Below are 14,057 nucleotides of genomic sequence, written 5' to 3' on the forward strand. Positions count from 1 at the left end.
TGTGCTGGCAAGGCATTATGGCAAAAAGGGTGTCGGGCGGAAACGCCCATTGTTGCAACACTTTGGCGCAGTCGCCGTCGCCTGACGGACGACGATATGTCAGACAATCATCATCCCCGTGGCCAGCCGCCGGCGCGTCGGGAAATGCTCAATGCACGATGGGGCTTTCGGCGTCAGGATCTTCGATGATCGCTTCCACTTCCGCGGCACTGAAGGAATAGCGGGTATGGCAGAAGTGACACTGGGTGGCCAGCTCGCCCTGCTCGGCGACGATCTGACGCAGCTCGTCGGCGGCGATGCTGTGCAGGGCAGCGCCCAGACGCTCGCGCGAACAGGTGCAGCCGAAACGCAGCGCCTTCGGCTCATAGATGCGCACGGTTTCTTCGTGATAGAGACGATGCAGCACATCCTGCTGCTCCAGCGTCAGCAGCTCCTCGGCCTTGAGGGTCTCGGCCAGATGCACAACGCGCTCCCAGGCATCCGGGTCCTTGTTGGCGTCATCGTTGGGCAGCTGCTGCAGCATCACGCCGCCGGTGCGCTTGCCATCGGCCATCAGCCACAGGCGGGTCGGCAGCTGCTCTGACTGGCTGAAGTAGCTCTCCAGGCAGCCGGCGAGGCTGTCCTGATCGATGGCCACGATGCCCTGATAGCGTTTGCCTTCACGCGGGTCGAGGGTGATCACGATCTGACCCTGGCCGACCAGCTCCTGCAGGCTGGACTCTTCCGTCGGCAACACCGCCTCATCGCTGAGACGTGCGATGGCGCGCAGCTCGCCGCCGGGGTTCGACTCGGCCATCAGCTGGCGCACGATACCGGTACCGCGCACTTCCAGCGTCATGGTGCCATCGAGCTTGATGGTCTCGGTCAGCAGCGCCACGGCCGCCAGCATCTCGCCCAGCTGGCGCGAGATGGCCTGCGGGTAGGAGTGACGATCGAGCACCTCGGCGTAGGCCTTGTCGAGTGTGACGATCTCGCCACGCACGTTGGTGGCATCGAACAGGAAGCGCTGGATCTGATCGAAGCTCGGCGCGGCCGCATCGTCAGTGGAATGGGAATCTTGCATGTCGTGTTCGCTCATTGAGGGACCTCAAGGCAGGCGTGAAGGGAGAGCGCACAAGCGCCCCCATGTCAGGCCGCCAACAACGATGTGCTGACACACATCGGTATGGAAATTGTGCCGGTCGGTGCCAAGGCACCCGGCGGTGACTCGCGCTGGCTCAGCTATCGGCATCCTGGCGCTGGAAGCGATGGATGTTGCGACGCTGTTTCTTGTCAGGTCGGCCGGGAGGCGGCGTCATGCCCTGATTGCCGAGGCGACGCGTCTCGGCGTCACGCTCACGGCGCTCGCGGGACTCCTGCGTCTCCTGATAGAGCTTCTGGGCCTCGGGCGCGCCACGGCGCTGGTCGCTGAGAGCCAGCACCTCGACGACGAGGCGATCCCAGCCCTGCGGCACCTCGATCACGGCGCCGACCTCGACGGTCTTGGAGGTTTTCACCTTGCCGCCGTTGTACTGGATCTTGCCGCCTTCGATGGCCTTCTTGGCCATGCCACGCGTCTTGAAGAAGCGCGCTGCCCACAACCACTTGTCGATACGTACCTGATCGCTCATGACGCCTCCTTGCCCTCCCCGTCGCTCGAGACTCCGGCATTGGCCACCTCAGGGCCCGCACCCTCGGTCAGCACTGCAAAGCCGTCCAGGCCGTGCACACGCTCGAAATCACGCGCAGGGCGCTTCGAGTCCGGCTGACGCACACCCAGCAGATGGGCAATGCCATAGGTGTGGGCACTTTCCAGCACCTGGGGATTGTCATCGATGAACAGGGTACGCGCCGGATCGAAGGGCTCGATCTCGTTGAGCTTGTGCCAGAAGGCCTGCTCTTCCTTGGCGTGGCCCAGATCCGCGGACGACACCACGGCGTCGAAGTAGTCGCCCATGCCGGTCAGCGCGAACTTGAGATCGATGCCATGACGGTCGGCGTTGGTCGCCAGCACCACGCGTTGCGGCTGATCGCGCAGCCAGGCGAGGAAGTCCTCGGCCTCATGGCGATAGCCGATCAGATGCTGCACTTCACGCTTCAGGGCGACGACGTCGAGCTCGAGCTCACGGCTCCAGTAATCGAGGCTGTACCAGTTGAGCGTGCCGGACTCGCTGATGATGCGCGCCTTGAGATCGGCCTGCAGCGCCTCATCGAGGCGATGCAGCTCGCAGTAGCGCCTGGGCAGGTGTTCGAGCCAGAAGTGGCTGTCGAAGTGAAGGTCAAGCAGAGTGCCGTCCATGTCCAACAGCACGGTGTCGATAGTGTTCCAGTCAAGCATCGGATTCTGTCAGCCAGAGGGAAATTTGGCCTCATAGTGTAAAGCATGGCCCACGGGCGCGCATGTGCAACGAGGGATGATGGCGGCTTGTGATTGCCCCGCTCGCGGTGGCCTGCCACGATGAGCGACAGTGTTCTCTCTTCTCATACTGCCTCGCGAGGACTTGCGATGGATGATGCGCCAGATACCGTTCACCCGACCATGAGTCATTCAGACGCCAGCCACGCGCTGACGCCGCCGCGGATCGACTCACGCCGCGAGGTCGCACGCTCGCGCCTGTTCGCCGTCGAAGCGCTGGAGTTGACCTTCTCCAATGGTGCCACCCGCAGCTTCGAGCGCCTCAAGAGCGGCGGTCACGGCGCGGTGATGATCGTTGCCATGCCCGACCCCGACCACGTGCTGCTGATCCGTGAATATGCCGCTGGCCCTGAGCAATATGTGCTGACGCTGCCCAAGGGCCTGATCGACCCGGGCGAGGACCCGGTGACCGCCGCCAATCGCGAATTGATGGAAGAATGCGGTTATGGCGCGCACAACATCGAGCCACTGGCCGAACTGAGCCTGGCACCCAACTACATGGATCACCGCATGAACGTGATGCTGGCGCGCGATCTGTTCGAAAAGCGCCTGCCGGGCGATGAACCGGAACCGCTGGTCGTCGAGCGCCACCGTCTCGATGAGCTACCGGCGCTGCTGGCGCGTGAGGACTTCCACGAGGCGCGCGCGATCGCGGCGCTGTTCATGGCCCGCGAACGCCTGCTGGCCGGAGAAGATACCTACAGCCCTCGCTGGTGGTAGGGGCTTGATGACAGGCATTGGTGGCAAGCACCGATGACAAGCACCTGAGGGCCCAGCCCCCTCTTTCCTGCTCCTCACACCCTGCCTTGCATGCTCCCATACGACGACAAGCCCCCGCCAATGGCGGGGGCTTGTCGTTTCACTCGCGATGCGCTCAAGCGGGTCGTGCTGGCGACTCGTTCAGGCACCGCAAGATCCATTGCGGGTCTGGCCTGAGACCAGACCGTCAAGACACGCTTATTCGGTCTTCATGCTGCCATCAGCGGTGTTGGACGAACCGGATTCCGGGCTGACGCCCATGTGGTCTTCGCCCTTATCCATGACCTTGCCGTGCTTGGCGGACTCGGACTGAGCCGTGCCACCTTCCACCATCATGGAATCCTTCTTGGTGTTGGCAGAACCACTCTCGGTGTTGCGTTCGGCGTCGTCATGCACCTTGCCATCTTCATGACCCGCAGCAGTACCGCCCTCTACCTTGGTGGAGTGGGCGCCAGTGTTGGCGGAACCGGTGTTGCTGGATTCGTGGTGCTCGGCAAAGGCAGCGGTGGTCGGCAGTGCCAGGGCAGTCGCGAAAAGTGCAGCAGTCAGCTTCTTCATGATCCATCCTCCAGTAGCGGTCTGTTGCAAGAGACGAGCAGATGATTCGCTCGGCCGTTGCCGGTAAGCCTTCAGAAATCCCGAGACTGGATGTCTCGAGTTCCAGGCTCCACAAGACGCTCCAACCTATCTCAACAACGTCTTGTGGTACTGCGTCAATTCTTTGCGGCGCATGTCTCGAACACCCTCTTATAGCGTCGGCTGCTTGTCGGAGCAGTCTTCAAAAAACGTCACCAGAGTTGTACCCGAACCTGCTGGTGTCATTCTTGACGAAAGCGCCAATCTGCCGAGGCGTGTTGCGTCACATGCGCCTTGATGCCTAAAGATATGGAACTACAGGGCCAGACTTTCAAGCAGAGAAGGGAAAGAAAAATATCTTTCTTCCAGATTTCCTATACAAGAGTGAGATATCGGCTCGCGTTTAATTAGCGCCCATATGGGCTGCTGGCCGCTCATCAGGCGGCTTGTCGCGCATCGATTGCCTGACGCCATGCGTCAAGTGGCGCAAGATGGCTTGCAGTATTTTACTCAACGAAACATTTTGTAACCCTATGACTCCACGACATCGCCCATCTCTGCGGTCATCGGCAGTGGTCGCCACACCTCCCTCTGCAAGCACCGCCATCACCTGAATGACAGGAGACTCACATGCCAGACGTGCTGATCGGGGGACTCGCAGGACAGGGACCCAAGGGCCACATCACGCTAGCCGGGGCACTGGCCAATCGTCACGGCCTGGTCGCCGGTGCGACAGGTACCGGCAAGACCGTCACGTTGCAGGTGCTGGCAGAAGAGTTTTCGCGCATGGGAGTGCCGGTGTTCACCGCCGACGTCAAGGGTGACCTCTCCGGCATCGCCGCGGCGGGTGCCCCGCATCCACGCGTCGATGAACGCCTCGCCAGCCTCGGCATCAATGACTGGCAGCCCCAGGCCGCGCCCGTCAGGCTGTGGGATCTGTTCGGCAAGAGCGGACATGCGGTGCGCGCCAGCGTGGCTTCCATGGGGCCTGAGCTGATGTCGACCCTGCTGGAATTGAACGACACCCAGAGTGGCCTGATGCACCTGGCCTTCGATCATGCCGAGCGTGAAGGGCTGGAGCTGATCGACCTCAAGGACCTGATCAGCCTGCTCAAGCATATCGAGCGTGAACGCGAAGGCTTCGAGGAGCGCTATGGCAGTGTCAGCCCCCAGAGCCTCGGCGCCATGCTGCGCCGGGTGCATGTGCTGGCCACCCAGGGCGGCGAGCGCTTCTTCGCCGAACCGGCGCTCGACATCAATGACATGCTGGCGACCACGGGCGAGGGAGACCAGACACGCGGCTTCATCAATCTGCTCGATGGGCGTGAGTTGATGCAGAGTCCACGCCTCTATACCACCTTCCTGCTGTGGTTCCTGTCGACGCTCTTTCGCACCCTCCCCGAACGCGGCGATGCCGACCGCCCGGTGCTGGTGTTCTTCTTCGACGAGGCCCACCTGCTGTTCGATGCCGCTCCCAAGGCATTGCTTGAGCGCCTCGAGCAGACAGTGCGCCTGATTCGCTCCAAGGGGGTCGGCGTCTACTTCGTGACCCAATCCCCCGCCGACATCCCCGATGACGTGCTCGGCCAGCTGGGCAACCGGATCCAGCATGCCCTGCGCGCCTTCACTCCACGCGACCAGAAGGCCGTCAAGACCGCTGCCGAGACCTTCCGCCCCAACCCGGCCCTCGATACGGCTCAGGTGATCACGGAGCTGGGCGTGGGCGAGGCACTGGTCTCGGTGCTCGACAGCAAGGGCACGCCCACCCAGGTGGAGCGCACCTTGATCGCGCCGCCGCGTGGACGGATCGGCCCGTTGAGTGACAGCGAGCGCACAGCGCTGCTGGCAAGCTCATCACTGGCCGGTCGCTATGATGAGGTGATAGATCGTGAATCGGCTCACGAGCGTCTCGAGGCGCAACTGACGAGCTCGGCGACGGCCCAGGTTCGACCGGAGGAGACACCAGCGGCAACGCCTGACACCCCGCCGTCTACCGCAGAACATGATAGAAGCGCTCAAGCCGCTGCCAGCGCTGCCCCCCGCGACACCGAGCACACAAGTCCGGTGGCCGAAAGCGCCCCACGCTCAGGCGGCAGACAGCGTCAGGGCGTCATGGAGACCCTGCTCAAGTCCGTGATGCGCGCCTTGGGGTCGCAGCTGGGACGGACCCTGATTCGCAGTCTGCTGCGCTCCTTCACTCGCCGTTGAGGCTCGCTCCTTTCAGCCTGACATAACGCCAACAGCGTGACGCCACGCCAACAGCCTGACGCCTCGCCAACAGCCTGAAGCGCTCCTTGGCAAGGAAAGGCTTTTCCCGGCAAGCAAGCTCTCGAGACTGAGAGACTCATCCTTCACGAAAAGCAGGACATCACCCATGGTCATTTGACCATGGGTGATGTCCTGCTTTCGCTATCCAAGGCTGCTGACATCATATCGTCGCGCAAACTTCATTCGCTCTCGGCAAGGAGACGCCATACTGATGATTGCTGCTTACCGGCAGCACACCATGACACACACGCGCTTGCCACTACTCTCGGGGAGACTTGACGATGTGCATGAGCAATGAAGCATTGGAATTGTGGCTGAACGACAACTGGTTCTCGATCGAACTGGCGTTGGAAGCCATCGATATGGAAGCGACAGCGGAACCTCAGCTGGCAGAAGCCGCCTGAGCCAACAACGATACGCATGACAACAGCGGGATCCTGCCTGCCCACCGGTGACACCAGGTGTGAAACGGCACAGGACACGGATGACAGGACAAGCGGCACACAGACTCTGCCACGCATGACGACGCATCATGGTGGGCAGAGAAAGAACTTGTCGGGGAGGCCGTCGATCAGCCATCGACCGGCCTCCCCGTTTCTTTTGTACCACCACCAGAGTCACGGCCTGGCGCGTCTCCAATCCAGTCGCACCTAGAAAGGCCCCATCAGTCTTACGTATATGAACAGTTGATTTTCTGCCCCGGCAAAGCGCCCGTTCATCGCTCCGAGCCACCATACTTGTTGTCTGGCCATTCCCTCTCCCCGCAACATGCAAGATAAGGATGTCACATGCTGCCTACTCCGCCCGCGCGACCACCCTCCTCGGGGCACTCGAGTCCCGTTGATACCTCAGAGCTCTCACCACAAGCCGCCGCCGCGACTGTCTTCCTCAATGAGAATCTCGGACCCGCCCAGCTGCAAGCGCTGTTTGCCCTGACACTCGCGCCTGCGGGAACCTTCAGCGAACAGCTCAGAGAGTACCTGGTGACCGCTTGCCGCCTGCTGGGGATGACCACCGGCATCCTCGGCCACGCTGAGGCCAATCGCTATGAAATCATGGCAGCGGTCAATCCGCCGCCAGGCAAGGTCGAGGGCGCGATCGCACCGCTGAACGAGACCTACTGCAATGAAGTCGTTGAGCAGGCAGGCTGCATCGCCTACGCCAATATCGCGAGCACGCCAGCACTCGAGGCTCATCCGGCCCTCAAGTCGATGCCCTTCCAGAGCTACATCGCCGCCCCGGTATGGACCGAAGGCCGTCTGACCGGCACCGTCTGCTTCGGCGACAACTCACCGCGCGCGGCAGATTTCAGCGCCAGCGATCGTGCACTGGTCGAGACACTGGCCAGCCTGCTGGGAGGCTTGATCGATCGCGAGAATGCGCGCAAGCGGCTGACCAGTGAACTGGGCAACCTGCGCCTCGCCTACCAGGAGATGGAGCTGCTGTTCTCGCGCTGCCAGCTCCCGATGGCGATCATGGACTTCCATGGCCATTGGACACGTCTCAATCCGGCGCTGGCCCAACTGCTGGGGACGGAGAGGAGTGAACTGCAGCGTGGCGCGCTGGAGGATGTCTCCCACCCTGCTGACATGCAGGCCTGTCAGGAGGCGCTTCTGGCCATGCAGGCCGGCGAGATCACCCACTTCGAGCAGCCGCATCGCTATCTGGGCAGACAGGGGCAGATCATCGAAGTCATGCTGCATCTGGATGTGATCGACAGCCACTCCGGCGTCATTCTCAGCCAGCACCAGGACCTCAGCGAGCGACGCTCCCACGAGGAGAGCCTGGCCCGCATGCGGCACAAGCTGGCCAGCATGGCGCCCCCGGGCCCGGCCGTGCCGTCGGTGCTGGACAAGCTGTTGCCCACGGAAATCTTCGAGCAACAGCTGGATGGCGAGATCGCGCGCAGTGCACGCCACGGGCAGCCACTGTCGATCCTGCTGCTCAACGTGGATGCCTTTACCGACTTCAATCGCCAGTACGGCCGCGCCGCAGGAGACCGCGCACTGCAGCAGGTCTCCACCATTCTGCGCAACGCGACACGCAAGAGCGACCTGCTCAGTCAGCGCGACGATGGCTCGCTGATTGCGGTGCTGGGCCAGACAGATTCCAGCGGCGCCATCATCCTCGCCGAGCGCGTCCGCCATGCCACGGCAGAACTGCATGGTCTCGATGGGCCGGTCACCTGCAGCATCGGGCTGACCTGCTATCACCCGGCGCCCGATACGCTCACGCTGGCCAACCGTTTCGAGCTCTGCGAGCGCGCCCAGCACGCACTCAAGAAGGCCAAACGCCAGGGACGCAATCGCGTGCGCTTCCTGGAGCTTGAGCCGGTCATCCCGACGGACACCTTCGCAAGCCCCCAGGCCCCGAGCGGCTTCCCCTCACCCGATCTGCCCTGAGTGCGGCCCTTCGTGTGCGCGACCTGCCGCGGATGCCCTTCAGACACATCCCCATCAACGACAACGGCCACCCCGAAGGGTGGCCGTTGTCGTTTGACTCACACAGGCTTGCGCAGTGTCTCAGCGCAGAGGCCTGCTCAGAGACCGGGTCAGATATCTGAAGCCGATTCTCAGTCCAGCTTGCTCAGGTCGCGCACGGCGCCCTTGTCAGCGGAAGTCGCCAGCAAGGCATAGGCCTTGAGCGCGGCGGAGACACGACGGTTGCGCTGGATGCTCGGCTTCCAGGCATCCTTGCCACGGGCATCCATCGCTTCACGGCGCTCATGCAGCTCGCTGTCGCTCAGCTTGACGTTGATGGTGCGGTTCGGGATGTCGATCAGGATGGTGTCGCCATGCTCGACCAGGCCGATGGCGCCGCCCGCCGCCGCTTCCGGAGACGCGTGGCCGATGGACAGGCCCGAGGTACCGCCGGAGAAACGACCGTCGGTGAGCAGCGCACACGCCTTGCCCAGCCCCTTGGACTTGAGATAGGACGTCGGGTAGAGCATTTCCTGCATGCCCGGACCGCCCTTCGGCCCTTCGTAGCGAATGATCACGACGTCGCCTTCCTTGACCTTGTCGGCCAGGATGTCTTCCACCGCCTGATCCTGGGACTCACAGACGTAGGCACGGCCTTCGAAGACCAGGATGGAGTCATCGACGCCAGCGGTCTTCACCACGCAACCATCCAGTGCGATGTTGCCGTACAGCACGGCCAGGCCGCCCTGGGTGGAGAAACAATGGTCGTAATCGCGGATACAGCCCTGGGCGCGATCACCATCCAGGCTCGGCCAGCGCGCGCTCTGCGAGAAGGCGGTCTGGGTCGGAATACCGCCCGGGCCGGCGCGATAGAACTCGACGACTTCATCAGTGGGCGAACGCATGATGTCCCACTCTTCCAGCGCCGCAGACAGCGAGTCGCCATAGACGGTCGGCACGGAGGTATCCAGCACACCGGCACGATCCAGCTCGCCCAGAATCCCCATGATGCCGCCGGCACGATGGACATCCTCGATGTGATATTTCTGGGTATTCGGCGCCACCTTGCACATCTGCGGCACGCTATGGGACAGCTTGTCGATGTCAGACATGGTGAAGTCGACACCGGCTTCCTGAGCGGCGGCCAGCAGGTGCAGGATGGTGTTGGTCGAGCCACCCATGGCGATATCCAGCGTCATCGCGTTGGCGAAGGCGGCGCGGGAGCCGATGGCACGCGGCAACAGATGCTCTTCGTTGCCTTCGTAGTAACGGCGCGCCAGCTCGACGATGCGATGCCCGGCGTTCTCGAACAGACGACGACGATCGGAGTGCGTGGCCAGTACGGTGCCGTTGCCCGGTAATGCCAGACCCAGCGCTTCCATCAGGCAGTTCATGGAGTTGGCCGTGAACATGCCCGAGCAGCTGCCACAGGTCGGGCAGGCGCTGCGCTCGATCTCGGCGACCGTCTCGTCGTCGACGCTGTCATCGGCGGCGATGACCATGGCATCGACCAGATCGAGGCCATGATCCAGCAGCTTGGTCTTGCCGGCTTCCATCGGGCCGCCGGAGACGAAGATGACCGGGATGTTGAGGCGCATGGCGGCCATCAACATCCCCGGGGTGATCTTGTCACAGTTGGAGATGCACACCAGCGCATCCGCACAGTGGGCATTCACCATGTATTCGACGCTGTCGGCGATCAGGTCACGCGACGGCAGCGAATACAGCATGCCGTCGTGGCCCATGGCGATGCCATCATCGACCGCGATGGTGTTGAATTCCTTGGCGACGCCGCCGGCCTTCTCGATCTCGCGCGCGACCAGCTGACCCATGTCCTTGAGGTGGACGTGGCCCGGCACGAACTGGGTAAAGGAGTTGGCAACGGCGATGATCGGCTTCTGGAAGTCGCCATCTTTCATGCCGGTGGCGCGCCACAGGGCGCGAGCGCCGGCCATGTTACGACCTGCAGTGGTCGTACGGGAACGATACTCTGGCATGGTAAACCTCATTCAATGCTTGGCCGCTCTCCTGTGCGAAGAGGGACTGATTCATGGAATTGCGCCTGGCAGGGTCAGGAAATTGACGCCGCCCTTCTGCGCAATCCGCTGCAGAATCACTCCGTACGGGAGCGGCTTCTGTTTTGGTCAGGCGGCGCCCCGCTCGGGGTACGCACACCTGGTGTCCAGAGGAGACGCGTGCCTCTTGGGTCAACGCTGTCTGCCTAGGGTCAATTCTGTCATGTACCGGCCCCGCTTGCCTACCAGATAGCACCGCCCACGCCACCAGCAGCCCCGAAAGATGCCGACAAGCGCCGAAAGCGTTGAATGAAGCGGCCTCTAGCGTGGGCCTGCGGCGGGAGGCGCTGATTACACTGAAGGACGACACATCAGGCAATGCCAGACACCCCACAAGGAACAGGAGTCACCCATGGCCGGAAAATTCGTCATCACTCGGGGCAAGGACAGCAAGTTCTACTTTGCGCTGAAGGCAGGCAACGGCGAGAAGATCCTGCAGAGTCAGGGCTATGCCGACAAGCGCGGCTGCCTGAACGGCGTGGAGTCCGTGCGCAAGAATGCCGTCGAGGAAAAACGCTTCACCCGGGAAGTCGCCAAGGACGGACGTTTCTATTTCACCTTGCTGGCCGCCAACAGCCAGCAGATCGGTCGCAGTCAGATGTACAAGTCGGAATCCGGCCGCGACAACGGCATCGCCAGCGTCGGGCGCAATGCCGCCGAGGCGGCCGTCCTCGAGCAACTCGACACCGCCTGAGCATGAACCAGGCTGACCAGCCCCTTTCACGATCACCCTCCCGATCGCTCTTCCAATCGCTCTCCCAGACTTTCCCGGAATCGCCAGACCCAAGCAGAGGAAGAAGAAAGCACAGCAATAAGAAAGCACAGCAATACGAAAGCACAGCAACGACAGAGGCCCCGCCAATTGGCGGGGCCTCTGTCGTCTTGCGGCTGACTTCGGCGCTGGTTGAGCTCAACATCTGGCGCTCAGCATCTGGCGCTCAGGGCCTGGCAATCAGCGCTTGTCACTCACGCCTCGCCGCTGATCACATACCACTCAATGACGCTGGGCGCTGTCACTGTCGAAGACCACACGCGAGACATCCGCGTAGCGCGCCGCGAAGTGCACGATCATGCCTTCCTTCAGGTATTCCGGCAGCTCATCGTAATCGCGCTGGTTGGCCTGCGGCAGGATCAGCTCGTAGATATCACTGCGCCGCGCGGCTATCACCTTCTCGCGGATACCGCCCACCGGCAGTACCTGACCGGTCAAGGTCAGCTCACCTGTCATCGCCAGCCCCTTGCGCGGCGCCTGATGCTTGGCCAATGACATCAACGCCGTGGTCATGGTCACGCCGGCACTGGGGCCGTCCTTGGGCGTCGCACCTTCAGGCACGTGCAGGTGAATGAAGGACTCATTGAAGAAGTCCGCCTCGGCATCGTAGGCCTCGAGATTGGCCAGCGTGTAGGAGTAGGCAATGTTGGCCGACTCCTGCATCACGTCGCCCAGCTTGCCGGTCAGCTTCAAGCCACGTGTCAGGCCATGCACCCGGGTGGCTTCGATGGGCAGGGTCGCACCGCCCATGCTGGTCCAGGCAAGCCCGGTGACCACGCCTTCACCGGCCAGGACCTTCTCGCGACGGAAGATCGGCGCACCGAGGAATTCCTCGAGGTTCTTGACCGAGACCTTCACGGTCGGCAGCTCCTCTTCCAGCAACTTCACCGCCGCCTTGCGCACGATGCGGTGCAGCTGTTTCTCCAGCTGGCGCACGCCGGCCTCACGCGCATAGCCCTCGATGACCTGACGCAGCGCGGCATCACTCAGATTGATGCGCTTCTTGGGGATGTTGTCGCGGGTCAGCAGCTTCGGCCACAGGTGGTGCTTGGCGATCGCCATCTTCTCCTCGGCGATGTAGCCGGAGAGACGAATCTGCTCCATGCGGTCCAGCAGCGGGCCGGGAATGCTGTCCAGCGTATTGGCGGTACACACGAACAACACCTTGGAGAGATCGAGGCGCACATCGAGGTAATGATCGAGGAAGTCGACGTTCTGCTCCGGGTCCAGCACCTCGAGCAGCGCCGAGGCCGGGTCGCCCTGGAAGGACTGCCCCAGCTTGTCGATCTCATCGAGCATGATCACCGGATTCTCGACCTTGACCTCCTTGAGCGCCTGCACCAGCTTGCCGGGCATGGCGCCCACGTAGGTGCGGCGATGACCCTTGATCTCGGACTCATCGCGCATGCCGCCGATGGAGAAGCGATAGAACTCGCGTCCCAGCGCCTGGGCGATGGAGCGCCCGATGGAGGTCTTGCCCACGCCGGGCGGGCCGACCAGCAACAGGATCGAGCCGCCGACATCGCCCTTGAAGGTACCCTCGGCCAGAAACTCGACGATACGTGACTTCACATCATCCAGCCCATCGTGATCGCGATTGAGCACGGTACGCGCATGGGCCAGATTGAGCTGATCGGTGGAGGTGATGCCCCACGGCAGCGAGGTCAGCCAGTCAAGATAGTTGCGTGTGGTGCCGTATTCCGGCGAGCCGGTCTCCAGCACCGACAGCTTGTCGAGCTCATCATCGATGCGCGACTGAACCCGCTCCGGCACCTTGAGCTCGTCGAGACGGCCGCGGAAGGTATCGACGTCGTTCTCGCGATCATCCTTGGAGATGCCCAGTTCACGCTGGATGACCTTGAGCTGCTCGCGCAGGAAGAATTCGCGCTGATGCTTCTCCATCTGCGCATTGACCTGCTGGGAGATCTCGGTCTGCAGCTGTGCGACCTCGATTTCCTTGCGCAGCAGGGGCAGCACCTTCTGCATGCGCTCCATCACCGGCAGCGACTCCAGCACCTCCTGCAGCTCAGCGCCCTTGGCCGAGGTGATGGCGGCGGCGAAATCGGTCAGCGGGCCGGGCTCATGCGGGCTGAAGCGGTTGAGGTACTGCTTGAGTTCCTCGCCGTACAGCGGGTTGATCGGCAGCAATTCCTTGATGCCGTTGATCATCGCCATCGCGTAGGCGCGCGCCTCATCGCTCTCGGCATCGACCGGCTCGCGCGGATAGGTGACCTCGACCAGATAGGGAGGCTTGCGCGACAGCCAGCGCGTGATGCGGAAGCGGCGCAGTCCCTGGGCGATGAACTGTACCTGGTCATCGCCGTCTTCAGGCTTGTGGACGCGCACGGCAGAGCCGATCTCGGGGAAGTGCTCGACCCCCAGCTCATCGACCTCAACATCGCCGACGAAGGCCAGACCGACAGCATGATGCGGCGTATTGCCGACCAGCTGCATGGTCTCGGCCCAACGCTGCTTGTTGATCACCAGCGGCTGGACCTGTGCCGGGAAGAACGGGCGATTGTGAATCGGCAGCAGGTAGATGCGCTCCGGCAGCTGGTCGCCACTCGGCACCAGCCCACCCGAGGCGGAAGAAGAAGGCTCTTGTGACTGGCTGTCATCCTCGAAGCCGGCAAGAATATCGTCGTTATCGGAAATCTCTTCGTGACGTGGCATGCAACCCTCATGAAACCAGGCCTCGGTTGAGGCGATCATCTCCCCCAATGCGGCCAGTGAGCCACTTTATCAAGGCAGGCTTGCCGCACCGGGGGCGCAACACTGCGTGTTCAGGGTGG

Annotated in this window: 10 protein-coding genes; 4 read left to right on the forward strand and 6 right to left on the reverse strand. The window is 62.5% G+C overall.

Features of this window, described 5'->3' with window-relative positions; translation table 11 throughout:
- Positions 1 to 148 precede the first annotated feature (148 nt).
- From hslO to yrfG, 3 genes are all read right to left on the reverse strand, one after another.
- Positions 149 to 1,063 (reverse strand): Hsp33 family molecular chaperone HslO, encoded by a 915-nt coding sequence (hslO, locus tag R1T44_RS14435; protein WP_284726602.1) that lies wholly within the window; start codon positions 1,061 to 1,063, stop codon positions 149 to 151.
- Between the two features lie 154 nt (positions 1,064 to 1,217).
- Positions 1,218 to 1,610, reverse strand: coding sequence for an RNA-binding S4 domain-containing protein (locus tag R1T44_RS14440; RefSeq protein ID WP_107336226.1), 393 nt, complete (start codon positions 1,608 to 1,610; stop codon positions 1,218 to 1,220).
- Positions 1,607 to 2,317: a GMP/IMP nucleotidase gene (gene yrfG / locus R1T44_RS14445; protein WP_082388286.1), complete on the reverse strand. Its 711-nt coding sequence runs from the start codon at positions 2,315 to 2,317 to the stop codon at positions 1,607 to 1,609. The genes R1T44_RS14440 and yrfG overlap by 4 nt, the downstream gene beginning before the upstream one ends.
- A gap of 201 nt (positions 2,318 to 2,518) precedes the next feature.
- Here yrfG and nudE point away from each other — a divergent pair, with 201 nt between their 5' ends.
- The gene (nudE, locus tag R1T44_RS14450; protein WP_317292952.1) at positions 2,519 to 3,115 is read left to right on the forward strand and encodes an ADP compounds hydrolase NudE; all 597 of its coding nucleotides are present in this window, start codon (positions 2,519 to 2,521) and stop codon (positions 3,113 to 3,115) included.
- A 237-nt stretch (positions 3,116 to 3,352) separates the two neighbouring features.
- Here the strand turns inward: nudE and R1T44_RS14455 are convergent, their stop codons facing one another.
- Entirely contained in the window at positions 3,353 to 3,712 is a 360-nt protein-coding gene (locus R1T44_RS14455; protein ID WP_054555534.1) for a hypothetical protein, read from the reverse strand.
- A gap of 648 nt (positions 3,713 to 4,360) precedes the next feature.
- Here R1T44_RS14455 and R1T44_RS14460 point away from each other — a divergent pair.
- Positions 4,361 to 5,938, forward strand: coding sequence for a helicase HerA-like domain-containing protein (locus tag R1T44_RS14460; protein WP_317292255.1), 1,578 nt, complete (start codon positions 4,361 to 4,363; stop codon positions 5,936 to 5,938).
- An 848-nt stretch (positions 5,939 to 6,786) separates the two neighbouring features.
- On the forward strand, positions 6,787 to 8,400 hold the full coding sequence (locus R1T44_RS14465; protein WP_284726604.1) for a sensor domain-containing diguanylate cyclase: 1,614 nt from the start codon (positions 6,787 to 6,789) through the stop codon (positions 8,398 to 8,400).
- A 170-nt stretch (positions 8,401 to 8,570) separates the two neighbouring features.
- Here R1T44_RS14465 and ilvD read toward each other — a convergent pair whose 3' ends face one another.
- Positions 8,571 to 10,415, reverse strand: a complete 1,845-nt coding sequence (gene ilvD / locus R1T44_RS14470) for a dihydroxy-acid dehydratase (protein ID WP_107336223.1) — start codon at positions 10,413 to 10,415, stop codon at positions 8,571 to 8,573.
- 430 nt (positions 10,416 to 10,845) lie between these two features.
- Here ilvD and R1T44_RS14475 point away from each other — a divergent pair, with 430 nt between their 5' ends.
- Positions 10,846 to 11,187 carry a YegP family protein gene (locus R1T44_RS14475; protein WP_043331370.1) on the forward strand — a complete coding sequence of 114 codons (342 nt, stop codon included), beginning with the start codon at positions 10,846 to 10,848 and terminating at the stop codon, positions 11,185 to 11,187.
- Between the two features lie 300 nt (positions 11,188 to 11,487).
- Here the strand turns inward: R1T44_RS14475 and lon are convergent, their stop codons facing one another.
- A complete protein-coding gene (gene lon / locus R1T44_RS14480) occupies positions 11,488 to 13,938 on the reverse strand; it encodes an endopeptidase La (protein ID WP_084589197.1) in 2,451 nt (816 codons plus the stop codon).
- Positions 13,939 to 14,057: the final 119 nt, after the last annotated feature.

It is taken from the genome of Cobetia amphilecti, from assembly GCF_032923285.1.
In the GTDB taxonomy this organism is placed as follows: Bacteria; Pseudomonadota; Gammaproteobacteria; order Pseudomonadales; family Halomonadaceae; genus Cobetia; species Cobetia amphilecti.

What these genes read in the sequence shown, in the direction of transcription:
- yrfG (WP_082388286.1), bottom strand. Translation starts at nt 2,317, where the DNA reads ATGCTTGACTGGAACACTATCGACACCGTGCTGTTGGACATGGACGGC.
- R1T44_RS14460 (WP_317292255.1), top strand. Translation starts at nt 4,361, where the DNA reads ATGCCAGACGTGCTGATCGGGGGACTCGCAGGACAGGGACCCAAGGGC.
- lon (WP_084589197.1), bottom strand. Translation starts at nt 13,938, where the DNA reads ATGCCACGTCACGAAGAGATTTCCGATAACGACGATATTCTTGCCGGC.
- nudE (WP_317292952.1), top strand. Translation starts at nt 2,519, where the DNA reads ATGAGTCATTCAGACGCCAGCCACGCGCTGACGCCGCCGCGGATCGAC.
- R1T44_RS14465 (WP_284726604.1), top strand. Translation starts at nt 6,787, where the DNA reads ATGCTGCCTACTCCGCCCGCGCGACCACCCTCCTCGGGGCACTCGAGT.
- R1T44_RS14455 (WP_054555534.1), bottom strand. Translation starts at nt 3,712, where the DNA reads ATGAAGAAGCTGACTGCTGCACTTTTCGCGACTGCCCTGGCACTGCCG.
- hslO (WP_284726602.1), bottom strand. Translation starts at nt 1,063, where the DNA reads ATGCAAGATTCCCATTCCACTGACGATGCGGCCGCGCCGAGCTTCGAT.
- ilvD (WP_107336223.1), bottom strand. Translation starts at nt 10,415, where the DNA reads ATGCCAGAGTATCGTTCCCGTACGACCACTGCAGGTCGTAACATGGCC.
- R1T44_RS14475 (WP_043331370.1), top strand. Translation starts at nt 10,846, where the DNA reads ATGGCCGGAAAATTCGTCATCACTCGGGGCAAGGACAGCAAGTTCTAC.
- R1T44_RS14440 (WP_107336226.1), bottom strand. Translation starts at nt 1,610, where the DNA reads ATGAGCGATCAGGTACGTATCGACAAGTGGTTGTGGGCAGCGCGCTTC.